Raw genomic sequence first — 25,585 nt, forward strand, 5'->3', positions numbered from 1 at the left:
GTCAGCGGCGACGGGAGCAATATGGCGGTCACGATCCACGACGTGGCGAAGGGCGCCGACGTGTCGGTGTCCACGGTGTCCCGGGCGTTCACGATGCCCGAGATGGTGAACGCGGCGACACGGCGGAAGGTGCTGCAGGTCGCCGAGGAGCTCGGCTATCAACCCAACCGCGCGGCCCGCGGCCTCGTCACGGGCAAGACCGGCAACATCGGCGTCGTCGTGCCCGACGTCGCCAACCCGTTCTTCTCCGCGATGCTCAAGGGGTGCACGGCGCGCGCCCGCGAGGTCCGCCACGTCGTCTTCCTCGCCGACGCCGCGGAGGACCCGCGCGTGGAGGCCGAGGTCGTGGGCGCCATGGCCAAACAGGTCGACGGGGTCGTGCTCTGCTCGCCCCGGATGCAGCCCGCGCAGCTGGAGCGACTGGTCGGCACCACGCCGATCGTGCTGGTCAACCGCGACGAAGCGGGCCTGCCCGCCGTGCTGATGGACTCCGGCGACGGCGCGCGGCAGGCGCTGGAGCACCTCGCCGCGCTGGGTCACCGGCGCATCGCGCACCTGGCGGGCCCGCCCGCCTCGTGGGCGGGGGAGGAGCGGCTGCGCGGTGTGCGCGCGGCCGCCACCGCCTCCGACGTCGAGACCGTCGAGCTCGGGCCGTTCCCGCCGACCTTCCAGGGCGGCGTCCAGGCCGCCGACCTCGCTCTGGCCCGCGGAGTCACCGCGGTGCTGGCCTTCAACGACCTCATGGCGGTGGGAGTGCTCAACCGACTGGCCGCGCGCGGCGTCGCCGTGCCCGGAGACATCAGCGTCACCGGGTTCGACGACATCGAGATGTCCGCGATGACCACCGAACCGCTCACGACGGTGCGGATGCCGATGGAAGCCGCCGGGCGGGCCGCCGTCGACCTGCTGCTCGACGGGCTCGACGCGCCCGAGCCGTCGGAGGGCGCCCCGACGCACCGCTGGCTGGGCACCCAGCTCATCGTGCGGTCGACCACAGCGCCACCGCGCGAGGACACGGCCGGTGGCAGCGGCGTCCCCCGCGCCCTGGTCGGGCGGTGAGCGCCGTGGCACGCTTGGATCTGCACGCGCTCCCCGGTCTCGACGCCGCGCAGCGCCCGCTGGTCGACCCGCGGTCGCTCGGCACCGGCATCGTGCACCTCGGCATCGGCGCCTTCCACCGCGCCCACCAGGCCGTCTTCACCGAGGAGGCCATCGCGGCCGCCGGCGGTGACTGGGGCATCTGCGGGGTCAGCCAGCGCAGCAGGGGAGTGGTCGACCAGCTGCGTCCGCAGGACGGGCTCTACTCCGTGCTCGAGCGGGGGGAGCGCAGCTCGGTGCGGGTGGCCGGCGCGGTGCGCGACCTGCTGTTCGCCGCCGAGGAGGGGGAGCGGCTGCAGGCCCTGCTCGCCGCGCCCGGCACCCGGCTGGTCACGCTCACCGTCACGGAGAAGGGCTACCGGCACGACCCGGCCACCGGACGGCTGCGCCGCTCCGACCCGGAGGTGGCCGCCGACCTGTCCGGCAACGGTCTCCCGCGCACCGTCGTGGGCCAGCTGGTGCGGGGGCTCGCCGCCCGCCGCGCCGCCGACGCGGGCCCCATCACGCTGCTGTCGTGTGACAACCTGCCCGCCAACGGCGAGGTGCTGCGCGGGCTCGTCGGCGACTTCTGCGCCGCGCTCCCGGCGGCCGAGGGCGAGGCGCTGGCCGCGTGGATCACGGAGTCGGTGCGCTTCCCCTCCTCCATGGTCGACCGGATCGTCCCGGCCACCACCGACGAGGACCGCGCGCAGGTCGCGCGCCTGCTCGGGTACGACGACCACGGCGTCGTCGTCACCGAACCGTTCCGGCAGTGGGTGGTGGAGGACGACTTCGCCGCAGGGCGCCCCGCCTGGGAACGCGCGGGCGCCGTGCTCACCGCGGACGTAGCGCCGTACGAGGCGATGAAGTTGCGGCTGCTCAACGGCAGCCACTCCACCCTGGCCTACCTCGGCGCGCTGGCCGGGCACGCGCACGTCGCCGAGGCGATCCGCGACCCCGGCATCGCGGGTGTGGTCGCGGCCCTGATGGCGCAGGACGTCGAGCCCACCCTGGCCGTCCCCGACGGCTTCGACGTGGCCGCCTACCAGCGGCAGCTCATCGAGCGCTTCCACAACCCGGCGCTGCGCCACCGCACCGTCCAGATCGCGATGGACGGCACGCAGAAGCTGCCGCAGCGCCTGCTGGGCACGATCACCGAGCGGCTGGCCGCCGGGGCCGAGCCGCGGTTCGCCTGCCTGGGCGTGGCGGCCTGGATGCGCTACGTCTGGGTGCGGCAGGCCGAGGACGGCACCCCCCTCCCGGTGGACGACCCCCTGGCCGACCGCCTCGGAGAGCTCACGGCCCAGGCCGCCACACCCCAGGCGGTGGCCGATGCGCTCCTCTCCCTGGAGGAGGTCTTCGGCGAGGACCTGCCGGCGAACGAGCGGTTCCGAGCCCTGGTCACAGAAGGCCTGGCGGCGCTGACGAAGGGCGGGGTAGCCGCAGCCACGACCCCCTGACCCCCACTCCACACACCTGGTGTCCACTTCACACAGGGCCCGCCTTGTGCGAAGTGACCGCTGGGTGTGTGGAGTCGCTCAGTTCGGCCTGAAGCGTGAGCGCAGTCGTCTTGCGGTCGGGGCGAAGTCGGTGAGGTCCGCCCAGATCCAGCGGACCACGCCGAGGTCCTCGTCGCGCAGGGCGTCCTCCCGGAGCTTCTCCGCGACCAGCACCTCGGTGATGTCCTGGCCCGGACGCAGCGTGCGCCCGTACTTGACGAGGCCGTCGAACTCGCCCACGGTGCGCAGGCCCGGCCAGCCGGCGTCCACCCGCCCGATGAACGCGCCGGTCGCCGCGGCGCGCACCTCCCACTGCAGCACGGGCGGTGGGAGGCCCGCTTCGGCGATCGCCACCCGGCTGCGGGACTCGCCGACGCTCTCGCTGAGTCCGTTCGAGAACGCGATCGCGCGGCGGGCCGCTCGGGTGCCGGGACGGCGAGGCTCCGCATCGAGCGCGGACAGGAGGTCGGCCTTCGACGCGCGGTCCGCGCGCTCGTGGAACATCGCGGCGTCGCCGAGCACCACGGCCTGCTCGAACGGCAGCATCCGGGCGAGGTCGGCGACCGTGCGTGCCAGCGAGGTGACCGCCACGCCCGCGATCACGACGATCTCGCGGGGATCCACCGCTGCCGTGTGCACGTGGACCAGGGACCCGCGCCGCCCACCGCTGCGCCGCGGCCGCGTGACGTGCACGCGGTCGAGCCGGAGGCCCCAGATGCGCAGCCCGTGCAGCACCGCGGCGGAGACGTGGCTGACGACGGCGTCGGGGGCCAGCTCGCCGATCGCGGCCTCGACCGCGAGCGCGTGCCGCGCGAGGACGTCGTCCGGCACGGAGCCGAGGACGTAGGCACCCCGACGCACCGGCGTGAGCCGCCCGGCCCGCACCAGCCGCCGCAGCTCCGGATCGGAGAAGCCTGCAGCGAGCAACTCCGGCCGCAGCGTGAGCTCGGGGAGGTCCACGGCGAGCAGCATCACAGCTGAAGCGCGGCGAGGGACCCGAACGGGAATTTCGCGCCACTCCGCACACCGGCTGGTCGCTTCACACAAGGCCCGCCTTGTGTGAAGCGACTGCTGGGTGTGTGCAGTGGTGCTGTCAGGTCGCTCGGGGGGCGTAGGCCTGCCGCGGGATCGTTGCCGTCAGGTCTACCGCTGTCTCTATCGCCTCTTCTTTGCCTAGCTGGCCGTTCGCCACCAGTTGGGCCAGGTAGCCGCTGTCCACCCGTCTCGCCAGTTCGTGGCGGGCGGGGATCGAGGCGAAGGCGCGCGTGTCGTCGACGAAGCCCGCGGTGTTGTAGAAGCCCGCCGTCTCCGTCACGGCTTCGCGGAAGCGGCGCATGGCCAGTGGGCTGTCCAGGAACCACCACGGCACGCCCAGCCGCATCGCCGGGTAGACGCCGGCCAGCGGGGCGAGCTCGCGGGAGTAGGAGTCCTCGTCGATGGTGAACACGACGCAGCGGAAGCCCGGGTCGGTGCCGAACGCGGAGAGCATCGGGCGCAGGCCGCGGACGAAGTCGACCGGCAGCGGGATGTCGAAGCCCTTGTCCGGCCCGAACCGCTCGTGCACCGCCGGGTCGTGGTTGCGCAGCACGCCCGGGTGGATCTGCATGACGAGGCCGTCGTCGCGGCTCATCCGCGCCATCTCGAACAGCATGTGCGCGGCGAACGCGTCCGCCTGCACCGGATCGACCGTGCCGGCCAGCGCGGCGGCGTATATGCGTTCGGCGTCGGCGCGCTCCAGCGGCGTGGTGTCGGCGCAGATGTGGCCGTGGTCGGTGGCCAGTGCGCCGTGGCGGCGGAAGTGCTCGCGGCGCTGCTCGAGCGCCTGCAGGTAGCCGGCGTAGGTGGCGACGTCGGTGCCGGCCACCTCGCCGAGCTCCTCGACGTCCTGCTTCCACCGGGGCTGGCGCAGGTGCACCAGGGCGTCCGGGCGGAAGGTCGGCACGACGCGCCCGTCCCAGTCGCTCGCGGCGATCGCGGCGTGCGCCTCGAGGCTGCTGCTCGGCGCGTCGGTGGTCGCGAGGATCTCGAGGCCGAACCGGTCGAACAGCGCCCGCGGTCGGAACTGCGGCTGCGCGATGCACTCGGCGATCCGGTCGTAGATCGCGTCCGCCGTCTCGACCGAGGGGTGCACCTGCACGCCGAAGACGTCGTGCAGCTCCTGCTCGAGCCAGAACCGGCTGGGCGTGCCGCGGAAGAGGCGCCAGCCCGCGCAGAATCGGCGCCAGATCTCCCGCCCGTCGGTCTCGACGGGGCCGCCGTCGCGGCGCGGGACGCCGAGGTCCTCCAACCGCGTGCCCTGCGAGACGAACATGCGGGTGACGTAGTGGTCGGGCACGACGAGCAGCTGCGCCGGGTCTCCGAAGGGCGCGTCGTCGGCCAGCACGGACGCCTCGACGTGACCGTGCATGCTGATCAGCGGCAGGTCGCGGATGGCGGCGAAGATCTCGCGGGCGATCGCGCGCACCGCCGGTTCGGTGGGCAGGATGCGGTTGTCGTCGAGTTCGAGCGGGCGTGCGGGCATCTCAGAGCTCCAGGATCTCGTCGGCGCGGACCGGCAGGCCGGTCTCGAAGGAACGGTTGGCCGCGAGACCGGTGAGCAGCGACTGGGCGCCGTCTCGGTGGGTGGAAGCGCGGCCCAGCGGGTCGTCCACGGGCTGCCCGCCGAAGATGTCGGCCAGCATCCGTTCGTCGCCGCCGCCGTGTCCGCCGCTGAAGATGTCGGGCACGTCCAGCTCCTGCGGCTTCTCCCAGTGCTTGCGCAGGGTGAGCCGGGCGCCGCGGTCGGGCCCCTGTCCGTTCTCAGCCCGGACCTCGGTGCCGGGCCGGCCGTGCAGCGCCTCGCCCTTGACCGTCCCGGCGGAGCTCGGCTCGACGAACGAGTTCTCCATGACGTCGAGCTCGAGACGCCCGGCGCTGCCGTTGAACGCGACGCGGTAGCCCTCCCAGGGGGAGTAGGCCGTGAGGTGGTAGCTCATCGTGGCGCCGCTGCGGTAGCGCACCGACACGGCCATGTCGTCCTCGATCGTGACGCCGGGACCGAACACGTTCTGGTCGCGGTGGTAGCCGTCCTCGTGCTCGGCGTCGAGGTAGAGCGCGGTCATCTTCTCGTTGCCGGCCAGGTGCAGCGCGAACGGGTCGTCGGCCGCCTCCGGGGCGCCGTGCGCGCGGTCGTACGGGCGGGCCAGCCCGCGACGACGGCCGTTCTCGTCGCCGTAGAAGAACAGCCGCCCGAGCCCGAACACGACCTCGGGGGAGGAGTCCACCCACCAGTTGACCAGGTCGAAGTGGTGGGTGGCCTTGTGCACCATGAGGCCGCCGGAGTTGGCCTTGTCCCGGTGCCAGCGCCGGAAGTAGTCGGCGCCGTGGCGGGTGTCGAGCAACCACTCGAAGTGCACGGACCCGATCTCGCCGATCGCGCCCGAGGCGATCACCTCGCGCACCCGCGCGTGCAGCGGGTTGTAGCGGTAGTTGAAGGTGACGGTGACCGAGCGGCCGCTCTCGGCCTGCGCGTCCAGGATGCGGCGGCACCGCTGCGCGTCGGTGGTCATCGGCTTCTCGGTGATGACGTCGCGGCCAGCGCGCAGGGCCGCGACGATGTACTCGTCGTGGGTGCGGTCGATGCTGGCGACGATCACGGTGTCGACCCGCTCGGCCTCCAGCATCCGCCCGAAGTCCTGCGCGCGGTAGGTCGGGACGGCCGGCAGCCCGCTCTCGACGACGGTGCGGTTGTGCACGTCCATCCGGGTCTGGTTGACGTCGCAGAAGGCGACGAGCTCGGCGGTGGCGACGTGTGGGCCGGTCAGGGCACCGACGAACATCTGCGCGCGGCCCCCGAGGCCGACGATGGCGTAGCGGGTGCGCGGCGAGCTCCCGGCGCTGGCGGGCATGACACTCCCGGTTGTAGAGCCGGCTGCAAAGGGTTGCAAGCTGGCAGTTCGGGTGAGCTGGGCAGCTCATGGTGTTGTGGAAGCCGCCGTCCGACGCGGTGGCGGCCTCCAATGATGCAAACGGCTGAAAGAAACCGCAAGAGTTGTTGACGCCGCGCTCGTGCTCTGAACTAATGACCCGCAGCCAGGCCTGTGGCCGCCGCCACGTGGTGTCCGAACCGGGCCAGTGTGATCGAAGGAGCTCCTATGGCCATCCTCGGCAGGCGCCGTTCCGTGCGCACGGTGCTGGCGGGCGTCGCCACGCTGACCGTCCTGTTCACCGCCGCGTGCGGTGGCGGCGGCTCGCGCGCGGGAGACCAGGAGGCCGGCGGGCCGCCGGTCTTCGACGAGCCGGTGGAGCTCGAAGTGACCTGGTGGGGCGGGCCCGCGCGGGCCGAGCTCACGCAGAAGGTGCTGGACCTCTACACGCAGAAGCACCCCAACGTCACCTTCACCACGCAGTGGCAGGGCTACTCCGGCTACTACGACAAGGTCAACACCACCGCGGCGGGCCGCAACGCCGCCGACATCATCCAGATCGACAACAGGGTGCTGCGCGAGTACGCGGACAAGGGCCTGATCGCGGAGCTCGACCCCTGGGTCGGTGGCACGCTGAAGACCGACGGCATCGACGACAAGCTGCTGGGCACGGGCAAGGTCGACGACAAGCTCTTCGCCGTGCCGCTCGCGGCCAACACGCAGGCGCTCGTCGTGGACAAGACCGTGGTCGAGCCGCTCGGGCTGCTCCCGCCGGAAACCGGCTGGGCCACCTGGGACGAGTTCGGTACCTGGGCCCAGCAGGTCACCCAGGCCACCGGCGGCACGGTGTGGGGCATCCGCGACGAGAGCGCCAACATGAGCCTGTTCGAGCCGTGGCTGCGCCAGAACGGCAAGGAGCTCTACAACGGCCAGGCGCCGGGCTTCACCGCCGAGGACGTCACCACCTGGTTCGAGATGTGGGCCGCGCTGCGCGACAGCGGGGCCGCCTCGCCCCAGGCGGTCGCCCAGCCCGCCAACGCCGGCGACATCTCGAAGAACACCGTGCTGACCAAGCAGACCGCGGCGACCTTCACCTACGACAACCAGCTCACCGAGCTGGCGAAGGCCACCGACCACGAGCTGGTGCTGGTGCCGCTGCCCGGCTCGCCGACCGGCAACTACGCCCGGCCCTCGCAGTTCTTCACCGCCTACGCGCAGGGCGACAACGTCGCCACCGCCGTCGACGTCATCAACTTCTTTGTCAGCGACCCGGAGGCCGGGGCGATCCTCGGCACCGAGCGCGGCCTGCCCCCCAACAAGCAGGTCCGGGACGCGATCTCCCCGTCGTTCGACGACCAGCTGAAGTACGTCCTCGCCTACGACGAGCGGGTCGTCCCCCAGGCCGGTCCCACCCCGCCCGTCCCGGCTCAGGGCGACAACCAGATGGGCCGGTTGCTCACCGCGTCGGCGGAGAACGTGGGCTTCGGCCGCCAGCCGGCTGCCGCAGGCGCGCAGGAGTTCCTCACGCAGGCCACCGCCGAGCTCGAGCGCGCGGCCGGCTGACCGAGCGCCCGCACACGACAGGGAGCACGTCCATGGTGGACACGGCAGTACGACAGGCGCCGCCGGGCGGGCGGCCGGCGGCGTCCGGCACCCACACGCGGCCCGGACGCCGGAAGGAGGCGATCGCGGGCTACGTCTTCCTCAGCCCGTGGTTGCTCGGCCTCTTCGGCATCACGCTGCTGCCGATGCTCTACTCGCTCTACCTCAGCTTCACCGACTACGACCTGTTGCAGGACCCGGAGTGGGTGGGTCTGGAGAACTACGAGCGGATGTTCACCGGGGATCCGCAGTTCTGGAACTCGGTGGGCGCCACCTTCTTGTTCGCGGTGACGTCGGTGCCGCTCAAGCTCGCGGTGGCACTCGGCGTGGCGCTGCTGCTCTACCGCAACCGGCGAGGCGTCGGGCTCTACCGCTCGCTGTACTACGTGCCGTCACTGCTCGGTGGCAGCGTCGCGATCGCCATCGTGTGGCAGACGTTGTTCGGCGGCCAGGGCGCGATCAACGGGGTGCTCGCGATCTTCGGCATCGGGGGTCGCGCGTGGATCAGCGACCCGGCCACCGCGCTCGGCACCCTGGTGATCCTGGCCGCGTGGCAGTTCGGTGCGCCGATGGTCATCTTCCTGGCCGGGCTCAAGCAGATCCCGGTCGAGATGTTCGAGGCGGCGGCACTCGACGGCGCCGGACGGTTCAAGCAGTTCTTCCACGTCACGCTGCCCCTGCTGTCGCCGGTGCTGTTCTTCAACCTGGTGCTGGAGACGATCGCCGGGTTCCAGGGCTTCACGGCGGCGTTCGTGATCAGCGGCGGCACCGGCGGCCCGGCCGACTCCACCCTGCTCTACACGCTCTACCTCTACCTGCGCGGCTTCGGCGACTTCCAGATGGGCTACGCCTCGGCGATGGCCTGGGTCTTCCTGCTCGTGCTCGGGATCATCACGGCGTTCGTCTTCCGCAGCGGCTCGCTGTGGGTCCACTACGCCGACGAGGGGGATCGCTGATGGCCACCCCGACCGCCGTCGCTCCTGTCGATACCTCTGCGGCCGCGCCCGGGCCGGCCAAGCGCAGCGGCCGCTGGTACGAGGGCGGTGCGGCGCACGTCGTGCTCATCGTGTTGCTGGTCGTGGCCCTGTACCCGATCGCCTACATGTTCGGCACGTCGTTCAAGTCGCCCGAGGAGATCCTCAACAACGTCAACGTGCTGCCGCGGCAGTTCACCCCAGGCAACTATCCCGAGGGCTGGAGCGGGATCCCGGGCATCACGTTCGGCCGGTTCTTCCTCAACAGCGCCGTGATCGCGATCGGGGTGGTCGTCGGCAACGTCGTGGCCTGCGCGCTCGCCGCGTTCGCGTTCGCGCGGCTGCGCTTCCCGCTGCGCGGGCTGTGGTTCGCCCTGATGATCGGCACCCTGCTGCTGCCGCACCACGTGCTGATCGTGCCGCAGTACGTGCTGTTCAACAGCCTCGAGTGGATCAATACGCCGCTTCCGCTGATCGTGCCGAAGTTCCTGGCCACCGACGCGTTTTTCGTCTTCCTGATGGTGCAGTTCATGCGGGGCATCCCGCGCAGCCTCGACGAGGCCGCCGAGATCGACGGCTGCGGTCCCTACCGGCGGTTCTTCCACATCGTGCTGCCGCTCACGAAGCCCGCGCTCGTCACGACGGCGGTCTTCTCGTTCATCCAGACCTGGAACGACTTCTTCTCCCAGCTCGTGTACCTCAACGACCTGGAGGCCTACACCGTGCCGATCGGGCTGCGGCTGTTCCTGGACTCGAGCGGGCAGAACGCGGTGGCGCCGATGTTCGCGATGTCGGTGCTGTCGCTGGTGCCGGTCTTCCTGTTCTTCCTGGTGTTCCAGCGGCTCATCGTCGACGGCATCAACACCAGCGGGATCAAGGGATGACCGCCGCGGCGCCCGCGCCGGCGCGGGGCTGGAAGGAACAGCTGCGCCGGGTCGGGGAGCTGTGCCTGCTCGGCATCGTCGCGCTGCTGGCGAGCATGCCGGTCGTGACGATCGGGGCGGTCGTGGCCACCCTGTCCACCGCCGTCGGGCACTGGGCCGACCACGACGACCTGCCGGCGTGGCGGGCGATGGGCGCGGAGTTCCGGCGCCGGTTGCTGCCCGGGGTGCCGGTCGGGCTGGTCGGGCTGCTCGCCACGCTCGTCGTCGTGCAGCAGGTGGCCTGGCTGCGCGACGGCGTGGTGCCCGGCGGCGGGGTGGCGCTGGCCGCGTTCGGCCTGGCCACCGGGTGCCTGCTCGCCGTGGTGCTGCTCGCGGTGCCTCGGCTCGCGGACGGCGCGTCGTGGCGTGCCGCGCTCGCGGGGGGCTGGACGGCGCTGCTGCGGGCGCCTGCAGCAGCGCTCGCGGCGCTGGCCGTCACCGGCGTCGCGATCCTGCTGGCGGTGACGTTGCCCGGCGTGGCCCTGCTCCTGCCGGCGCTGCTGGTGCTGGCCCTGCACGCGGTGCACCGGCGGCTGGTGCGGTCGTGATCGCGAGTTCAGTGCGCTCAGTGTCGTCGGCGCTGTCGTCGGCGCTGCAGCCGGCGCACTGAACCGGCGATCTTCAGGCCGGCCGCAGCACCAGCAGCCCGTCCCGCACGTCGACCAGTACCCGCCCGCCGGGGCCGAGCTCGCCGCTGATGATCAGGCGGGACAGGGCTCGGTCCACCTCGCGGGCGATCGTGCGGCGCAGCGGCCGGGCGCCCAGTTCCGGCTCGTGGCCGCGCTCGGCGAGCCGGTCGACGGCGGCAGGGGTGACCTCCAGTGCGATGCCCTGCGCCCGCAGCCGGTCGGCCGTGCCGGTGAGCAGGAGCTCGGTGATCTGCCGGAGCTCGTCGCGGTCGAGCGCGGAGAACAGCACGATGTCGTCGATCCTGTTGAGGAACTCCGGGCGGAAGTGCAGGCGTGTCACCGCGAGCACACCCTCGCGCACCTCCTCGACCGGCCGGCCGGCCGCGCCGGCGGCGAGCACGCGCTCCGCGCCGAGGTTGCTCGTCATGATCACCACGGTGTGCGTGAAGTCGATCGAGCGCCCGTGGGCGTCGGTGAGCCGGCCGGCGTCGAGGACCTGCAGCAAGGTGCCGATGACGTCGGGATGCGCCTTCTCGATCTCGTCGAGCAGGAGCACCGAGTAGCGGGTGCGGCGCACGGCTTCGGTGAGCTGGCCGGCGTCGTCGTAGCCGATGTGCCCCGGCGGGGCTCCGACGAGCCGCATCGCGCTGCTGCGGTCGGTGTACTCGCTCATGTCGAACCGCAGGAGCGCGTCGTCGCTGCCGAACAGCGCCTCGGCGAGCGCCCGCGCCAGCTCGGTCTTGCCCACCCCGGTCGGGCCGAGGAAGAGGAACGAGCCGACCGGCCGGTCCGGGTGGGCGAGGCCGGCCCGCCCGGCCCGCACCGCGTCGGCCACCGCCTCGACCGCGGCGTGCTGCCCGACGACGCGGTGGTGCAGCAGCGCCTCCAGATCGAGCAGCCGGCGCCGCTCGGCGCCGGTGAGCTGCGCGATCGGGATCCCGGTGCTGTCGGAGACCACGCGCGCCACGTCGTCCGGCCCGATCTCGACGGTGCCGGCGCCCTTGCGCAGGTCGGGGCCGGCTGCCGGTCCGGCATCGCCCAGGGCGGCCTCGGCTGCCTCGATCTCGCGGGTGAGCAGGTGGGCGCGTTCGAAATCGTCGGCGTCCACGGCCACCTCCCGGGCCCGCCGCAGCTGCTCCAGCTCGTCCCGGCCTGCGCGGGTCTCCGCGCCGGAGGATGAACCGGTGTCCGGTGCACCCGCGCGGATCCGGGCCCGCGAGCTCGCGCGGTCCAGCAGGTCGATCGCCTTGTCGGGCAGGAACCGATCGGGCACGTACCGGTCGGAGAGTTCGGCCGCGGCTCTCAGCGCCGCGTCCGTGATCCGCACGCCGTGGTGCTGCTCGTAGCGCGACCGCAGGCCCCCCAGGATCGCGACCGTGGCCTCGACGCCCGGCTCGGCGATCCGCACGGGCTCGAACCGGCGCTCCAGCGCGGCGTCCTTCTCGATGTGGCGCCGGTACTCCTGCACGGTCGTGGCGCCGATCAGCTGCAGCTCACCGCGGGCGAGCGCGGGCTTGAGCAGCGTGGCGGCGTCCATCGCCCCGCCCTCGGCGGACCCGGCGCCGACCACGGCGTGCAACTCGTCGACGAAAAGCACGATCCCGCGCTCCGCCGCGACCACCTCGTCGATCACGCCGGTGAGCCGTTGCTCGAAGTCGCCGCGGTAGCGCGTGCCCGCCACCATCCCGGCCAGGTCGAGCGCCACCACGCGGACGTCGCGCAGCGCCGCCGGCACGGCGCCGTCGGCCACCCGCTGGGCGATGCCCTCCGCGATCGCCGTCTTGCCCACGCCGGGGTCGCCGACGAGCACGGGGTTGTTCTTCGTCCGTCGGGCCAGCACCTCGAGCACCTGGTCCACCTCGGCCTCGCGGCCGATCACGGGATCCAGCGCCCCGCGCGCGGCGTCCGCGGTGAGGTCGCGGCCGAAGCGGTCGAGCCGAGGCGTGCGGCCACCGCTCGCGGGGCGGCGGCCCGCGGTGCCACCCATCGAGTCGCCCAGCGTGCTCTCGAGGTTGCCGATGAGCCGCTCGAACAGGTCGTCGAAGGGCCCCGGTCCCGGTCGATCCTGCGGCACGTCCACCTCCTCTGCGCCCGGCCGCCCGCGGCGGCGCGACGGGCGCTGCCTCCGATGGTCCTCCGTCTCGGGCGGTGGCGCCGCTCCCAGTAGCGTCCGGGGCGGGAAGGAGGCCTCGATGACCGACGGGATGATCGACAAGATGATCGACGCGATGATCGACCTGGCGTGGCACGAGCGGGTCGCGGTGGTCACGTTGGAGCGTCGCGAGAAGCGCAACGCGCTCAACATCGAGCTGTGCGACCGGCTGCGCAACGCGGTGGGGTCCGCGATCGAGGGCGGGGCCCGGGTGCTCGTGCTCACCGGCGGCGGCACCAGCTTTTGCGCCGGCGCGGACCTCGACGTGGTCGCCGCCCCGGAGTTCCACGCCGCCCACGCGGCGGCGCTGCGCGCCGTGGCCGACGCGCCCATCCCGGTGATCGCTGCGGTCAACGGCCCCGCGATCGGCGCCGGCACCCAACTCGCGATCGCCGCGGACCTGCGCGTGGCCGGTCCGGAGGCGGTCTTCGCGCTGCCGACCGCGCGGCTCGGGATCGCCGTCGATCCCTGGACGATCCGCCGGTTCGCCCAGCTGGCCGGCGGCGGCGCGGCGCGGGCGGTGCTGTTGGGCTGCGCCCGTCTCGACGTCGAGGAGGCGCGCCGGTGCGGGCTGGTCGACCGCCTCGGCGGCCTGGACGTCGCACTCGCCTGGGCCGCGGAGATGGCGGATCTCGCCCCGCGGACCCTCGCCTACTCCAAGCTGGTGCTCGACGGTGCGCCGTCCGACGCCGAGCACGACGCCTACGCGGCTTGCTGGTCCAGCGCGGACGCCGAGGAGGGCCTGCGCGCCCGCTCCGAGCGTCGCCCGCCCCGGTACACCGGACAATGAGCCCCGCACCGTGGAGCCGTACTGCAGATATTCGGGCGAAGAACTGCAGTAGGGCTCCAAGGTGCGGTGGTTCACGGCAGCGGTCCGAGTGCGTGGTAGCCGCGGTCGTGGTGCAGCAGGGGGGTGCCCCTGCGTCCCGACGAGCGGATCCCGACGACCTCGGCGGTCACGACCGTCGCGTCACCGACCGGCGTCCGGGCCAGCGGGCGGCAGCGCAGAGCAGTAGGTGCCTCCGGGAACCACGGCTCGCCCGTGGCGAGCGGTGTCCAGCCGGTTCCCGGGCCGAACCGGTCCGCGCCCGAGGTCGCGAAGCGCCGGGCCAGGTCCACGTTGCGGGCCTCCAGCAGGTGTACGAGGAACGAGTCCGCGGCGAGCACCCCGCCTGCGGCGCTGCTGCGGTGCGACACCGATAGGACGAGGGCGGGCGGCGCCAGTGACACCGACGCCACCGACGACGCGGTGAAACCCACCGGGACACCGGCGCCGTCGCGGGCGGTGACCACGGCGACGCCGGTGGGGTGGTGGCGGAAGGCGTCCCGGAACGCGCTCCCGAGCAGCCCTGCCTCGGCTGCGGTCCGGGTGGCGGTCATTCCGGTCAGGCGCGGGCGGCGTCGAAGCGCGCTGCGGCGTCGGCCCAGTTGACGACGTTCCACCAGGCCTTGACGTAGTCCGGCTTGACGTTGCGGTACTGCAGGTAGAAGGCGTGCTCCCACATGTCGAGCATGACCAGGGGGATCTGGCCGGCGGGGAGGTTGGCCTGCTGGTCGTAGAGCTGGTGGATCAGCAGCTGCTCGCCGAGGGTGTCCCAGCCCAGGATCGCCCAGCCGCTGCCCTGGATGGTGGTGGCGACGGCGGTGAAGTGGGCCTGGAAGGCGTCGAAGGAGCCGAAGTGCTCGTCGACGGCTGCGGCGAGCTCGCCCTGGGGCTTCCCTCCGCCGTCGGGGGAGAGGTTGTTCCAGAAGATCGAGTGGTTGACGTGGCCGCCGAGGTTGAAGGCGAGGGTCTTCTCCAGGCCGACGATCGCGGCGAAGTCGCCGGACTCGCGGGCGGCGGCGAGCTTGTCGAGGGTCTGGTTCGCGGCGGTGACGTAGGTCTGGTGGTGCTTGGAGTGGTGCAGCTGCATGATCTCGCCGGCGATGTGCGGGGCGAGGGCGCCGTAGTCGTAGGGCAGGTCGGGCAGCGTGTACTGGGCCATGGACCGATCCTCGAACCTCGACCCGTGTTCAGCTCAAGCCGGCCATGGCGCAGATCACCGTTCAGCTGGGGGTCGACAGGCTCGCCGGGCCGCTCGCGAGCACCGCCGCCGCGAGCGCCTTCGTGGCCGGGCGATCCTCCGTACGCGGGTTGGTGAGCAGGACGAGGTCGATGTAGCCCAGCTCGGGGAGGCGGTGCTGCGGCCCGAGCGGGGTGAGCTGCACCGGGACGAGGCTGCTCGCCAGCGCGGAGATCCCGATGCCCGCGGCCACCGCGCCGATCATCCCGTTGACGCCGCGGCAGATGCAGGCGCTGCGGTACGCGGTGTTCGCGCGCTGCAGGGCGTTCTCCATCGCGCTGCGGCTCAGGCTCGGAGCGGGGTAGACCACGAGGGGGAGCGGCTTGCTCACGTCCAGCCGCGTCGTGGCGGTGCCCACCCATACCAGCCGGTCACGCTTGACGAGCTGCCCGCGCGGCTCCCCGCGCGGGCGCTTGCCCACGAACAGGTCGAGGCGGTCGTTCTCCAGCCTGCGGTGCAGCGAGCCGCTCTGGTCGATCGCCAGGTCGAGGTCGACGAGCGGGTGGTCGCGGCGGAAGTCGCGCAGGATCTGGGGGAGTCGCGTGAGCGCCAGGTCGTCCGACATCCCGATCCGGAGCCGGCCGTGCGGGCGCACACCGCTGAAGTAGTTCGCCGCCTGCTCGTGGGCGGCCAGGATCGTCCGGGCGAACCCGATCATCGCCTCGCCGTCGGGGGTCATGGACACGTGGTGGGTGTCGCGGTGCACCAGCACCCGTCCGGTGGCCTCCTCCAGCTTGCGCACGTGCTGGCTCACGGTGGGCTGGCGGATGCCCAGGCGCACCGCGGCCTGCGTGAAGCTGTCGGTCTGGGCCACCGCCAGGAACGTCTGGAGCTGGACCGGGTCGTACGCCGTCATTTCGCTCCGCAATAACAGTTAGTCGGTTGATCGACGTTCACAATACGCTACGTCACGGGGATACTGGGCTGCGGACATTTTTGTGCTCCGAGCTACGAAAGGTTTTCCGTGACAACGGCTCCGGCCGACATACCCGTGAGCGGGACCACTTCCACCACCGATCTCACCCCTGCCGGACGCCGCACCCGCACCTTCGGCGCGCTGCGCGTCCGCAACTTCCGCATCTACCTCAGCGCGCACGCCGTGGCCAGCACGGGCACCTGGATGCAGAACATCGCGCTGGAGTGGCTGGTCCTCGAGCTCTCGGGGAGCCCCGTCGCCGTGGGGATCACCATGGCGTGCCAGTTCCTCCCGATGCTGCTGATCGGGATGTACGGCGGCATGATCGCCGACCGCTACCCCAAGCGCATGATCCTGATGGTCACCCAGACCGTCAACGGCCTGCTCGCCGCCTCCCTCGCCGTCCTGACGATCAGCGGGAACGTCCGCGTCGAGCACGTCTACGGGTTCGCGCTCGTCGTCGGCCTGGTGTTCGTCGTCGACAACCCCACGCGCCAGGTGTTCGTCAACGAGGTGGTCTCGGCGCGCTACGTGCGCAACGCGATCGCGCTCAACGCGGCGGTCTTCCAGACCACGCGGCTGGTGGGGCCGGCCGTGGCCGCCGTTCTGATCAGCACGGTGGGCACCGGCTGGGCGTTCGCGGCGAACGCGGTGTCCTACCTCGCCCCGCTGGTCGGGCTGATGATCATCCGCACCGCCGAGTTGCTGCCGAGCCCGCCACTGGCGCGAGCGCCGGGCCAGCTGCGTTCGGCATTGCGCTACGTGGCCGACCGCCCGCACGTGGCCTGGACGATCGTGCTGGTGGGTGTCGTCGGCACCTTCGGCCTGAAGTTCCCGGTGGTGCTCACGGCGATGGCGTCGGAGACCTTCGGGGGGACGACCGACGGCGGCGCCCAGTTGTACGGCCTGTTCAACGTCGCGCTCGCCGTCGGCTCGATCGCCGGTGCCCTGTTCGCGGGGGCGCGCACCCACACCCGGCTGCGCACGATCGTGCTGGCCGGGGCCGCGTTCGGCGTGGCGCAGGTGGCGGCGGCGCTGGCGCCGGGGCTCGGGACGTTCCTCGCGGCGCTGGTCGCGATGGGCGCGGTGAACCTGGCCTTCCAGGCCATGGCGAACTCGTCGGTGCAGTCGTGGGTGGACCCGGAGGTCCGCGGCCGGGTCATGGGCCTCTACATGCTGGCGTTCGTCGGGGGCACGCCGCTGGGCGGCCCGATGATCGGGTGGATCACCGGCGCGTTCGGCGCCCGCGTCGGCATGGCCGTGTGCGGGCTGCTCCCGCTGCTGGCGGCGGTGGTCGTGGCGGTGGTGCTCGCCCGGCAGGCGCGAATGCTGCAGCCCGCCGCCGCTGCCACCCGCTGAGCGGCCGTGAGTGGATACGAGTGCCCCAGCACCCGTATCCACTCACGGCCGGGTGCGTCCCAGTAGCTCGTCGAGCCAGCGGATCTGGGCCTGGCGCTGGTAGGACTCGCCGCCCTCGTGGTCGTTGAAGCGGTAGACCTCGACGTTTTTGCGCGTCGCGGCGTAGTGGTTGAACGCGGCGTACACGGTGGACGGGGGGCAGACCAGGTCCATCAGCGCCACCGAGAACAGGGCCGGGGCGGTGGCGCGCTTGGCGAAATTGACGGCGTCGACATAGGAGAGCGTGTGCAGCACGTCGTCGGCGCGGGGCCGGTGCACCGCCAGGTAGCGGGTGATCTCGACGAACGGGTCCTTGTCGCAGATGTCCAGCGCGCGGGCGAAGTGGCAGAGGAACGGCACGTCCGGCATGACCGCGACGAGGTCGGGCACCAGCCCGGCCACGGCGAGGGTGATCCCGCCGCCCTGGCTGACCCCTTGCACCGCCACCTGCGCGGGATCGACGCCGGGCAGCGTGCGCACCGCCTCGACCGCGCGCACGGCGTCGGTGAAGACGCGGCGGTAGAAGTAGGTCTCGGGGTGCTCGATGCCCCGGGTCATGAAGCCCGGGGCGCTCGGGCCGGAGCCGTGCGGGTCGCCCGTGCGACCACCGGCGCCCCAGCGCGCGCCCTGGCCGCGGGTGTCGACGAGCAGGTGTGCGTAGCCCGCGCTCGCCCATCGCAGCGACTCGCCGGGCAGGTCCCGGCCGCCGTTGTAGCCGATGAACTCGACGACGGCGGGGAGCGGGGCCACCGCGGTGCGGGGCACGGTGAACCAGGCCCCGATGCGGTCGCCGCCGAACCCGCGGAAGCTCACGTCCCGCACGGCGACGGTGCGGTAGGGCGTGTCCACCTCCCGGGCCTCGACGTCCAGGTCGTGCGTGCGGGCCTCGGCGAGCGTCCGGCTCCAGAAGTCGTCGAAGTCCACGGGCTCGCGGACCGAGGGCCGATAGCGGACGAGCTCATCGAGGGACAGATCGGAGAGGGCCACGGTTCTCCTGCGATTGGGGGGAACAGGACAAACCGCACTTTGGCGCCTTACTGCTGTTTTGAGCGCCCGAGAACAGCAGTAAGGCTCCAAGGTGCGGGGGGTCGGGAGGCGCGTTTCAGAGGTCGTTCAGGGCCGTCGTCAGGTCGGGGTGCAGCGGGAGGATCTGTTGCAGGTTCATCGTCTCCCACGGGCGGATCACCGCGGTGTTGTCCGGCGGGGCCACCAGGCGCAGCGGCGGCAGCGGCTGCGGTGCCTCGGTGCGGTAGCCCTCGGAACCCCCGGGTGCGGCGGTGCGCGTGGCGAGCTCTGCGAGGGTTCCCAGTCCCGACGAGCCGAGGAAGCTCACGCCCGTCAGGTCCACGACCACGCCGGCGAGGTCCGGCCACCGCAGCGTGTCGTCGACGGCCGTCATCAGCTCGCGAGCGGTGTGCAGGTCCAGCTCGCCGGTCACCGTCACCACCGCCGCCGAGCCGACGCGCGTGGTCGCCAGCGCCATGAGGTCGCCCGGCTCGTCCGGTGTCGCCGGCCTGCCGCGCTCGTCGTCGCTCATCGCAGCACCGTAACCGCCGCGGCACGCCTGTCGCGACGCAGTCTGCGGCGGACGCCCGACTACTGCCGGTGAGCGGCGCGCCCGCCGGTAACCCGTCCGGGCGGCCTCTGTCCCGAGCCGTGTACTGCAGGGGTCGATCGGGGTAGCCGATCACGTGTGGATCTCGCTCGCCGTACCCCTCGCGGTCCTGTTGGCCGCGGTGCTCCTGCAGAGGCTGGAGGCCGCGCTGTTCAATACGCCCGAGGCCGACGAGCATCCGAGCGAGACTCCCGTCCCGCCGCTGGCTCTGGTGTCCCCGCACCCTGAACGGCCTGCGCCGCGACCGTCGCCGCGCCCACCGCCTCACTCGTCGACGGCGCGCGCCACGGCCTGAACCCGGGCTGATCACCTCCGGCGCGCCGCGTGCGCGCGTGGTGCGCCACGACGGCGACCGTCGCGGCGAGGAACACCAGTTGCATGGCGGTGCGCGGTAGCAGCGGTGTGCTCGTGCCCGCGAGCGCGGCATGCACGTTCGCCGGGAACATCGCGACGAGCAGCGCGGCGAGCCCGCCTGCCGCCCACGGTGCCGTGCGGTGCCACAGCAGGCCGATCGCGCCGGCGAGTTCCAGCACACCGGTGATCGTCACCAGCAGGGCGGGTGCCGGCAGCGCCGGCGGCACCATCGCGATGAGCTCCTCCCGCTTCGCGACGAAGTGCACGACGCCGGTGAGCGTGAACATCGCCGCGAGCCCGCCCCGGACGGCCACGGGCCACGGGCGCAGGCGTTGCGCGCCCGCGGCCCCGGCGGCGAGGAGAACGGCGGTGACGGCGACGAGGGTGATGAGCGGTTCCATGGGGACCCCTTTCCAGTCTTGGCAATGGCAAGATGCCCGATCCGGGTACATCTTGTCAATGGAAAGACTGAGGGGGTCGCTCAGGCCAGCGAGCCTGCCCGCCGCCCGAACACGGACCCCGCGGTCAGGCCGCTGCCACCGGGGTAGTTGCCGCTGAACAGGCCGCCCAGCATCTCGCCGCAGACGAACAGCCCCGGCAGCGGCGCGCCGTCGGCGTCGAGCACCCGGCCGGAGGTGTCGGCCCGCAGCCCGCCGAAGGTGAACGTGATGCCGCAGGTCACCGGGAAGGCGTAGTACGGCGCGGTCTCGAGCGGGATCGCCCAGTTGGACTTCGGCGGGTCGACGTCGGCGGCCCGCCCGTCCTTGACGGCCAGGTCGAGCGGGACGTCGCGCCGGACGGCCGCGTTGAACTCCTCCACGGTGCGGGTGAGTGCCCCCGCGTCCACGCCGATGCCGGCTGCCACCTCGGCGAGCGTCGCGCCGGTGACGACCGACGCGCCGGGCATGTCGTACTCCTCGACGCGCAGCTGCGGGCGGGTGGTGGCATCGAAGAGCTGGAAGGCGACGCCGTCGGGCTGGGCGAGGATGCGGGCGCCGTACTTGGCGTAGGTGTAGTTGCGGAAGTCCGAGCCCTCGTCGAGGAACCGCTCCCCGCGGCTGTTGACCACGATGCCGAGCGGGTAGCCGCTGCGCGTCAGCTGGTTGGTCAGCTCGCGGTCACCCTCGTTTCCGGGGAACCAGGCGTCCCAGGCCACGCTGTGGCACGTGCTCCAGTCGCCGTGCGGCACGGCGCCCGCGGCGAGGGCGGCGGTGAGCATGTCGCCGGTGTTGAGCGGGGTTCCGCGGACCTTCGCGCGCTGCCACCCCTCGCCGAGGTGGCGGCGGCGCAGGTCGGCGTCGGCCTCGAAGCCGCCGGCCGCGAGCACCACCGACTCGGCGCGGACCGTGCCCGTCCGGCCTGCGGAGTCCTCCCAGGTGACGCCCGGCCCGTCGGGCAGCAGGTCGAGCGCCCGCGTGCTGTAGCGGATCTCGACGCCGGCCTTCTGCGCGGCCTCGGTGTGCTGCTCGACCAGCCCTTTGCCGCCGCCGGTGCTGCCGACGGCGAGCCCGCCCCAGAACACCTGCCGGCCCTGCGCGTCGGGGTAGGCCTGGCGCTCGTACATGAGCCGGTAGCGCAGCCCCTTGCCGTGCAGCCAGCGCAGCGTGTCCTGGCTCTGCGCCACCAGCACCTCGGTGAGCTCCGGGTCGTTGCGCCCCTCGGTCACCTTCGCCATGTCGGCGAGGAACGCCGCGCGGGGGTAGGGCGGCAGTACGGTGACCGCATGCCGGTCGTCGGGGTCCAGCAGGTCGGCCACATCGTCGAGCCCGTCGTGCGCGATCCGCACCGCGCCCGCGGTGAAATAGCTGTTGCCGCCCGCCAGCTCAGGGTCGCCCTTCTCCAGCAGCAGCACCCGCCGTCCGCGTTCGGCCGCCGCGTGGGCAGCGCTGAACCCGGCGTTGCCGCCGCCGATGACGACGACGTCGGTCTCTTCGTGCATCCCAGGTCCCTCCGCTTGTCTCCAACTGCACATCACTGTATACAACCGTCGACAATGCGGTCGGCGTGGCAGAGGAGGGCGGGCGATGCAACCACCCGGCACGGCTGAGGAGCGCGGGCCCACGCCACGCGGCAGCCGGCGCAGTGGCGTCGTCGCGCTGGTGGCCGCGATCGCCGCCACGGCGGCGGTCGTGCTCACCGCACCGGCCGACGAGCAGGGGTCCGCCGCGCAGGACGTGCTCGGGGAGGAGCAGCTGCGGATCATGGCGCCCGCCTCGCCCGGCGGCGGCTGGGACCAGACCTCCCGTGAGATGCAGGCCGCGCTGCGCGAGCTGGTCGGACGCACCGAGGTCTACAACGTCTCCGGCGCAGGCGGCACGATCGGCCTGAGCCAGTTCGTGCGGCGCACGGGCGACCCGTCGGAGCTGATGACAACCGGACTGATCATGATCGGGGCGGTCACCGCGAACGGCTCGCCGCACTCGCTCGACGAGACCACCCCGCTGGTCCGGCTCACCACGGACTACCAGGTGGTGGTCGTGGCGGCCGACTCGCCGCTCACCGACGTGCCCGGTCTGGTCGCGGCGATGCAGGCCGACATTGCAGGCGTCTCGATCGCCGGCGGTTCGGCAGGCGGCGCGGAGCAGATCATGGCCGGGTTGCTCGCGCAGGCGGTCGGCGCCGATCCGGCCCAGGTCAGCTACGTCGCGCACTCCGGCGGCGGCGAAGCGCTCACCACCGTGTTGTCCGGCCGCTCGACCATCGGGATCTTCGGGCTCTCGGAGATCCAGCCGCAGATCGAGGCCGGCACCGTGCGGGCGATCGCGGTCTCGAGCGCGGAGCGGCTGCCCGCGCTGCCGGACGTGCCCACGCTGCCCGAGGCGGGCCTGGACGTGGTGGTGGAGAACTGGCGCGGCGTCGTCGCCCCGGCCGGCATCTCCGACGCGCAGGAGCAGGCGCTCGAGGACCTGCTCGTCCAGATGGCGCGCACCGAGTCCTGGCGCGACGCGCTCGCGCGCCGCGGCTGGGGTGACGCGCTGCTGGCCGGGCCGGAGTTCGAGGAGTTCGTGCGGTCCGAGCAGGACCGCGTGTCGCGGGTGCTCGCCGAGATCGGACTGGGGTGACCGGATGACCGTCCAGGAACCGGTGCAGGAACCGGTACCGCCCGCCGTCGACCGCCACACGGTGCTCGCGACGGCCGCGTTCGGCGCGCTCCTGCTGCTGGCGGCCGTTCTCGTGATCGTCGACGCCGCGCGGTTGCCGGAGACCTCGGCGGTGGTCGGGCCCGCTGCCGTGCCGCTGCCGGTCGGGGTCGCCCTCGGTGTGGTCGGTGCCGGGCTGCTGGTCGACTCCCGCCGCAAGCTGGGCCGCGCCGAGGCGGGCCAGGCGTGGCAGCCCCGCGCCGCGCTGCGGGTGCTCGGGCTGGTCGCGGCGCTGGTCGCGTTCGCGCTGCTGCTGCCGGTGCTCGGGTACGTCGTCACCGCCACCGCGCTGTTCGTGGCGGCCGCCCTGCTGCTGGACGCGCCGCGCGACTGGCGGGTGCTCGCCTGGGGCTGGGCGCTCGCGGCGGTGGTGTTCCTGGTCTTCGACCGGCTCATCGGGCTCACGCTCCCGACCGGTCCGTGGGGGTTCTGATGGAACAGCTCGGACTGCTCATGGAGGGTTTCGCCTCGGCGCTGACGCCGGGGCACCTGCTGTGGGCGCTGGTCGGGGTCACGATCGGCACCGCGGTCGGCGTGCTGCCCGGCATCGGGCCCGCGCTCACGGTGGCGCTGCTGCTGCCGATCACGTTCCGGCTGGAGCCCTCGAGCGCGCTGATCCTGTTCGCCGGCATCTACTACGGCGGCATGTACGGCGGTTCGACCACGTCGATCCTGCTCAACACGCCGGGCGAGAGCGCCTCGATGATCTCGGCGCTGGAGGGCAACAAGATGGCCCGCGCGGGCCGAGCCGCCGCGGCGCTCGCCACCGCGGCCCTGGGCAGCTTCGTCGCCGGCACGATCGGCACGATCGCGCTCACGTTCCTCGCGCCCCTCGTCGCCGACTTCGCCACCGGGTTCGGCCCGCCGGAGTACGTCGCGCTGATGGCCGTGGCGTTCGTGACGGTGAGCGCACTGCTCGGACCGAACCTGCTGAAGGGGCTCGCGAGCCTGCTCGTCGGCGTGACGATCGGGTTGATCGGCATCGACGACCAGACCGGCCAGCCCCGGCTGACCTACGGCATCGACGCCCTGCTCGACGGCATCGACGTCGTCATCGTGGTGGTTGCCCTCTTCGCGCTCTCCGAGGCGTTCGGGCATCTGCTCACCGGCACCGGGCACGCGACCGTGCAGCCGCTGCGCGGACCCGCGGTGCTCTCCCGCGCGGACTTCCGCCGCTCGTGGCCTGCGTGGTTGCGCGGCACCGCGCTCGGCTTCCCGATCGGCAGCCTGCCCGCCGGCGGGGCCGAGGTGCCCACGTTCCTGTCCTACGCGGCGGAGAAGAAGCTCACGAAGCACCCCGAGGAGTTCGGGCACGGAGCGATCGAGGGCGTCGCCGGGCCCGAGTCGGCGAACAACGCGGCCGCCGCGGGCGTGCTGGTGCCGCTGCTGACGATCGGGCTGCCCACCTCGGCGACGGCGGCGGTGATCCTCACGGCGTTCCAGTCCTACGGGCTGCAGCCGGGCCCGCAGCTGTTCACCGAGTCCGGCCCGCTGGTCTGGACGCTCATCGCGAGCCTGTACGTCGGCAACGTGATGCTGCTGGTGCTCAACCTGCCGCTCGTGCGTGTCTGGGCGCGGTTGCTGCAGATCCCGGCCTACGGCATCTATGCGGGTGTGCTCGTGTTCGCCACGCTCGGCGCGTTCGCTGCAGGCGGCACGACGGTCGACCTGCTGGTGCTGTGCGGGCTGGGCCTGCTGGGCCTGCTGATGCGCACGGCTGCGGTGCCGGTGGCCCCGGCCGTGGTCGGGCTGATCCTCGGCCCGCTCGCCGAGCAGCAGTTGCGCCGCGCCCTCACCTTGTCCGAGGGCGACCCGGCGATCCTGGTGTCCTCGCCGATCACGGTGTTCCTGTGGCTCGTCGTGGCGCTGTCGTTGCTGATCCCGCTGCTGCTGCCGGTGGCCAAGCGCCGCCGGAGGGCTCTCACCCGGCCGTGAGCGAGCGCAGCGAGCGAACCATGGACACAGCGTGGTCCGCGAAGCGGTCGACCGAGCGCAGCGAGGGAGGACGGTGAGTGGATACGGGTGCGTCCAGCACTCGTATCCACTCACGGCCGGCGTCAGCCGCCCGCGCGCGCCGGGGCGCGGCCGGCGGCCAGTGCGGCGAGGGCCGCGAGTGCCAGCACCGCGCCCCACACCAGGACGGCCGGCGGACCGAAGCCGTCGACCACCAGGCCGCCGCCGAGGGCGCCGAGCGCGATGGCTGCGTTGAAGACGCCCGCGAAGAGCGAGGAGACCGACTCGCGCGCCTGCGGGGCGGCCGCCATCATCCAGTTCTGCGCCGTGACCGACACCCCTCCGTACGCGAGCCCCCAGACGACGAGCGCGACGGCGGCGCCGGGCACGGAGGGCGCGAGCGCGAGCAGGACCACCGCGGCCGCCAGCAGCCCGGCGAGCCCTGCGAGGGTGCGGCGCGCGGAGCGGGCCGCCGCCGCGCCCGCCACGAAGTTGCCCAGCACGCCGGCGACGCCGTAGACCAGCAACAACGTGCCGATCAGCGGTGCGCCCATCCCGCCGACCTGCTCCAGCACCGGCCGGACGTAGGTGTAGGCGCCGAAGTGGCCGACGACGAGCAGCGCCACCACCAGCAGCCCGGTGGCGACCCGCGGGTCGCCGAGCAGCGCCAGCACCCCGCGCAGCGGCACCGCCCGCTCGGCCGGCAGTGCCGGGAGCGCCGCGGCCGTCGCGATCGCCACCACGGCCGCCAGCACCCCGACCACGACGAAGGCCGCGCGCCACCCGGCGAGCTCCCCGAGGAACGTTCCCGCAGGCACCCCCAGCACCGACGCCACCGCGATACCACTGAAGATCGTCGCGGTGGCCCGTCCGGCCGCGGCGGCAGGCACCAGCCGCACCGCGAGGCCGGCGGCGAGCGACCACACCCCGCCCATCGCGACGCCCACCAGCACCCGGGCGAGGGTCATGACCGCGAACCCCGGCGACCATGCCGCCAGCAGGTTCGCCGCGGCGAGCAGCGCCATCAGCGCCACCAGCGCCCGCCGCCGGTCCAGCCGCCCGAGGGCGGGCACGACCAGCGGTGCCGCGACCGCCGCCACCAGCCCGGTCGTGGTCAGCGTCTGCCCGGCGGTGCCCTCGCTGACCCCCAGCGCCGCGGCCATCGGCGTCAACAGACCGACCGGCAGCATCTCCGAGGTGACGACCGTGAAGATCCCGGCCGTCACCACGACCACGGCCGCCCGGACCCTGCCGAATTGCCTCCGCTCCGCTCCGGCGGCTCGCGGGCCCTCCAGGCGCCGTCCTGCTCCTCCCGTGCTCGGTCGCTCGTTCCTCGCTCCCTGCGCGCGTCCCCCACAGGACGGCGCCGGCCCACTCGCAGTCAT

The 25,585-nt window shown here is 72.8% G+C and carries 22 protein-coding genes and 1 pseudogene; 11 read left to right on the top strand and 12 right to left on the bottom strand.

The annotated features are described in order from the left end of the window. The first annotated feature begins 21 nt into the window (after nucleotides 1-21). Nucleotides 22-1,059 (top strand): LacI family DNA-binding transcriptional regulator, encoded by a 1,038-nt coding sequence (locus tag CFP66_RS14780; RefSeq protein WP_094924212.1) that lies wholly within the window; start codon nucleotides 22-24, stop codon nucleotides 1,057-1,059. 5 nt (nucleotides 1,060-1,064) lie between these two features. After that, complete coding sequence (locus tag CFP66_RS14785) at nucleotides 1,065-2,537, top strand: mannitol dehydrogenase family protein (protein WP_094924760.1); 1,473 nt, start codon at nucleotides 1,065-1,067, stop codon at nucleotides 2,535-2,537. A gap of 78 nt (nucleotides 2,538-2,615) precedes the next feature. Here the strand turns inward: CFP66_RS14785 and CFP66_RS14790 are convergent, their stop codons facing one another. The 3 genes from CFP66_RS14790 to CFP66_RS14800 form a co-directional block, all read right to left on the bottom strand. Further along, a complete protein-coding gene (locus CFP66_RS14790; RefSeq protein WP_158228107.1) occupies nucleotides 2,616-3,536 on the bottom strand; it encodes a type IV toxin-antitoxin system AbiEi family antitoxin domain-containing protein in 921 nt (306 codons plus the stop codon). Nucleotides 3,537-3,669: 133 nt separating this feature from the next. Beyond that, on the bottom strand, nucleotides 3,670-5,097 hold the full coding sequence (gene uxaC, locus CFP66_RS14795) for a glucuronate isomerase (protein ID WP_094924216.1): 1,428 nt from the start codon (nucleotides 5,095-5,097) through the stop codon (nucleotides 3,670-3,672). 1 nt (nucleotide 5,098) lies between these two features. Then, entirely contained in the window at nucleotides 5,099-6,463 is a 1,365-nt protein-coding gene (locus tag CFP66_RS14800) for a Gfo/Idh/MocA family oxidoreductase (RefSeq protein WP_094924218.1), read from the bottom strand. A gap of 246 nt (nucleotides 6,464-6,709) precedes the next feature. Here CFP66_RS14800 and CFP66_RS14805 point away from each other — a divergent pair, with 246 nt between their 5' ends. Genes CFP66_RS14805 through CFP66_RS14820 form a run of 4 tightly spaced genes read left to right on the top strand, consistent with a single transcriptional unit; the run spans nucleotide 6,710 to nucleotide 10,528 of the window. Next, nucleotides 6,710-8,044 carry an ABC transporter substrate-binding protein gene (locus tag CFP66_RS14805; protein ID WP_094924220.1) on the top strand — a complete coding sequence of 445 codons (1,335 nt, stop codon included), beginning with the start codon at nucleotides 6,710-6,712 and terminating at the stop codon, nucleotides 8,042-8,044. Nucleotides 8,045-8,076: 32 nt separating this feature from the next. Further along, a complete protein-coding gene (locus CFP66_RS14810; protein ID WP_094924222.1) occupies nucleotides 8,077-9,039 on the top strand; it encodes a carbohydrate ABC transporter permease in 963 nt (320 codons plus the stop codon). After that, nucleotides 9,039-9,941, top strand: coding sequence for a carbohydrate ABC transporter permease (locus CFP66_RS14815; RefSeq protein WP_094924224.1), 903 nt, complete (start codon nucleotides 9,039-9,041; stop codon nucleotides 9,939-9,941). The genes CFP66_RS14810 and CFP66_RS14815 overlap by 1 nt, the downstream gene beginning before the upstream one ends. Continuing rightward, complete coding sequence (locus CFP66_RS14820; protein WP_094924225.1) at nucleotides 9,938-10,528, top strand: hypothetical protein; 591 nt, start codon at nucleotides 9,938-9,940, stop codon at nucleotides 10,526-10,528. The genes CFP66_RS14815 and CFP66_RS14820 overlap by 4 nt, the downstream gene beginning before the upstream one ends. Before the next feature lie 73 nt (nucleotides 10,529-10,601). On the opposite strand, the gene CFP66_RS14825 is transcribed toward CFP66_RS14820, so the two are convergent. After that, nucleotides 10,602-12,683, bottom strand: coding sequence for an ATP-dependent Clp protease ATP-binding subunit (locus CFP66_RS14825; protein ID WP_233159441.1), 2,082 nt, complete (start codon nucleotides 12,681-12,683; stop codon nucleotides 10,602-10,604). 118 nt (nucleotides 12,684-12,801) lie between these two features. Between CFP66_RS14825 and CFP66_RS14830 the strand changes: the two genes are divergently transcribed. Further along, complete coding sequence (locus CFP66_RS14830; RefSeq protein WP_233159442.1) at nucleotides 12,802-13,551, top strand: enoyl-CoA hydratase; 750 nt, start codon at nucleotides 12,802-12,804, stop codon at nucleotides 13,549-13,551. Between the two features lie 71 nt (nucleotides 13,552-13,622). Here CFP66_RS14830 and CFP66_RS14835 read toward each other — a convergent pair whose 3' ends face one another. The 3 genes from CFP66_RS14835 to CFP66_RS14845 form a co-directional block, all read right to left on the bottom strand. Next, nucleotides 13,623-14,141 carry a flavin reductase family protein gene (locus CFP66_RS14835; RefSeq protein WP_094924227.1) on the bottom strand — a complete coding sequence of 173 codons (519 nt, stop codon included), beginning with the start codon at nucleotides 14,139-14,141 and terminating at the stop codon, nucleotides 13,623-13,625. A 5-nt stretch (nucleotides 14,142-14,146) separates the two neighbouring features. After that, nucleotides 14,147-14,746, bottom strand: a complete 600-nt coding sequence (locus CFP66_RS14840; RefSeq protein WP_094924229.1) for a superoxide dismutase — start codon at nucleotides 14,744-14,746, stop codon at nucleotides 14,147-14,149. 61 nt (nucleotides 14,747-14,807) lie between these two features. Beyond that, complete coding sequence (locus tag CFP66_RS14845; RefSeq protein WP_094924231.1) at nucleotides 14,808-15,680, bottom strand: LysR family transcriptional regulator; 873 nt, start codon at nucleotides 15,678-15,680, stop codon at nucleotides 14,808-14,810. A 135-nt stretch (nucleotides 15,681-15,815) separates the two neighbouring features. Between CFP66_RS14845 and CFP66_RS14850 the strand changes: the two genes are divergently transcribed. Continuing rightward, on the top strand, nucleotides 15,816-17,099 hold the full coding sequence (locus tag CFP66_RS14850) for an MFS transporter (protein WP_198961455.1): 1,284 nt from the start codon (nucleotides 15,816-15,818) through the stop codon (nucleotides 17,097-17,099). Nucleotides 17,100-17,141: 42 nt separating this feature from the next. On the opposite strand, the gene CFP66_RS14855 is transcribed toward CFP66_RS14850, so the two are convergent. The 4 genes and pseudogenes from CFP66_RS14855 to tcuA form a co-directional block, all read right to left on the bottom strand. Then, nucleotides 17,142-18,125: an acetylxylan esterase gene (locus CFP66_RS14855; protein ID WP_094924233.1), complete on the bottom strand. Its 984-nt coding sequence runs from the start codon at nucleotides 18,123-18,125 to the stop codon at nucleotides 17,142-17,144. A 115-nt stretch (nucleotides 18,126-18,240) separates the two neighbouring features. Further along, entirely contained in the window at nucleotides 18,241-18,675 is a 435-nt protein-coding gene (locus CFP66_RS14860; protein ID WP_094924236.1) for an STAS domain-containing protein, read from the bottom strand. Between the two features lie 404 nt (nucleotides 18,676-19,079). Further along, a pseudogene (locus CFP66_RS14865) lies at nucleotides 19,080-19,508 on the bottom strand (hypothetical protein); the annotation flags it as partial. An 80-nt stretch (nucleotides 19,509-19,588) separates the two neighbouring features. Continuing rightward, nucleotides 19,589-21,046 carry an FAD-dependent tricarballylate dehydrogenase TcuA gene (tcuA, locus tag CFP66_RS14870; RefSeq protein ID WP_094924238.1) on the bottom strand — a complete coding sequence of 486 codons (1,458 nt, stop codon included), beginning with the start codon at nucleotides 21,044-21,046 and terminating at the stop codon, nucleotides 19,589-19,591. A gap of 85 nt (nucleotides 21,047-21,131) precedes the next feature. Here tcuA and CFP66_RS14875 point away from each other — a divergent pair, with 85 nt between their 5' ends. Genes CFP66_RS14875 through CFP66_RS14885 form a run of 3 tightly spaced genes read left to right on the top strand, consistent with a single transcriptional unit; the run spans nucleotide 21,132 to nucleotide 24,182 of the window. Next, nucleotides 21,132-22,169, top strand: a complete 1,038-nt coding sequence (locus CFP66_RS14875; protein WP_094924240.1) for a tripartite tricarboxylate transporter substrate binding protein — start codon at nucleotides 21,132-21,134, stop codon at nucleotides 22,167-22,169. A 4-nt stretch (nucleotides 22,170-22,173) separates the two neighbouring features. Continuing rightward, on the top strand, nucleotides 22,174-22,680 hold the full coding sequence (locus tag CFP66_RS14880; protein WP_094924243.1) for a tripartite tricarboxylate transporter TctB family protein: 507 nt from the start codon (nucleotides 22,174-22,176) through the stop codon (nucleotides 22,678-22,680). After that, nucleotides 22,680-24,182 carry a tripartite tricarboxylate transporter permease gene (locus tag CFP66_RS14885; RefSeq protein ID WP_094924244.1) on the top strand — a complete coding sequence of 501 codons (1,503 nt, stop codon included), beginning with the start codon at nucleotides 22,680-22,682 and terminating at the stop codon, nucleotides 24,180-24,182. Before CFP66_RS14880 ends, CFP66_RS14885 begins: the two co-directional genes overlap by 1 nt. Nucleotides 24,183-24,304: 122 nt before the next feature. Here the strand turns inward: CFP66_RS14885 and CFP66_RS14890 are convergent, their stop codons facing one another. Then, a complete protein-coding gene (locus CFP66_RS14890; RefSeq protein WP_233159443.1) occupies nucleotides 24,305-25,435 on the bottom strand; it encodes an MFS transporter in 1,131 nt (376 codons plus the stop codon). Nucleotides 25,436-25,585 lie beyond the last annotated feature (150 nt).

It is taken from the genome of Pseudonocardia sp. MH-G8, assembly GCF_002262885.1.
In the GTDB taxonomy this organism is placed as follows: domain Bacteria; phylum Actinomycetota; class Actinomycetes; order Mycobacteriales; family Pseudonocardiaceae; genus Pseudonocardia.